Raw genomic sequence first — 913 nt, 5'->3', positions numbered from 1 at the left:
ATTTGATGCCTGGCAGTTCCCTACTCTCGCATGGGGAGACCCCACACTACCATCGGCGCTACGGCGTTTCACTTCTGAGTTCGGCATGGGGTCAGGTGGGACCACCGCGCTACAGCCGCCAGGCAAATTCTGTTTATCAGACCGTGTTTTACGTTCTGATGTAATCTGTAATCAAGCTGAAATCGATGTCTGTCTTTCGCCAAAACATCTTCGGCGTTGTAAGGTTAAGCCTCACGGTTCATTAGTATCGGTTAGCTCAATGTATCGCTACACTTACACACCCGACCTATCAACGTCGTCGTCTTCAACGTTCCTTCAGGAGACTTATAGTCTCAGGGAGAACTCATCTCGGGGCAAGTTTCGTGCTTAGATGCTTTCAGCACTTATCTCTTCCGCATTTAGCTACCGGGCAATGCCATTGGCATGACAACCCGAACACCAGTGATGCGTCCACTCCGGTCCTCTCGTACTAGGAGCAGCCCCCCTCAATTCTCCAGCGCCCACGGCAGATAGGGACCGAACTGTCTCACGACGTTCTAAACCCAGCTCGCGTACCACTTTAAATGGCGAACAGCCATACCCTTGGGACCTACTTCAGCCCCAGGATGTGATGAGCCGACATCGAGGTGCCAAACACCGCCGTCGATATGAACTCTTGGGCGGTATCAGCCTGTTATCCCCGGAGTACCTTTTATCCGTTGAGCGATGGCCCTTCCATTCAGAACCACCGGATCACTAAGACCTGCTTTCGCACCTGCTCGAGCCGTCACTCTCGCAGTCAAGCTAGCTTATGCCTTTGCACTAACCTCCTGATGTCCGACCAGGATTAGCTAACCTTCGTGCTCCTCCGTTACTCTTTAGGAGGAGACCGCCCCAGTCAAACTACCCACCAGACACTGTCCGCAACCCGGAT

The 913-nt window shown here is 53.0% G+C and carries 2 rRNA genes; both read right to left on the bottom strand.

The window, feature by feature from the left end:
• Positions 1-7: 7 nt before the first annotated feature.
• Positions 8-123: ribosomal RNA gene (gene rrf / locus NNN64_RS22840) — 5S ribosomal RNA — on the bottom strand.
• Positions 124-220: 97 nt separating this feature from the next.
• Positions 221-913: ribosomal RNA gene (locus tag NNN64_RS22835) — 23S ribosomal RNA — on the bottom strand; the annotation flags it as partial.

Source organism: Citrobacter sp. Igbk 14, from assembly GCF_028069825.1.
Classification (GTDB): Bacteria; Pseudomonadota; Gammaproteobacteria; order Enterobacterales; family Enterobacteriaceae; genus Citrobacter.
Note: the sequence above shows the minus strand (reverse complement) of the source record. Positions and strands in the feature narration are given on the sequence as shown.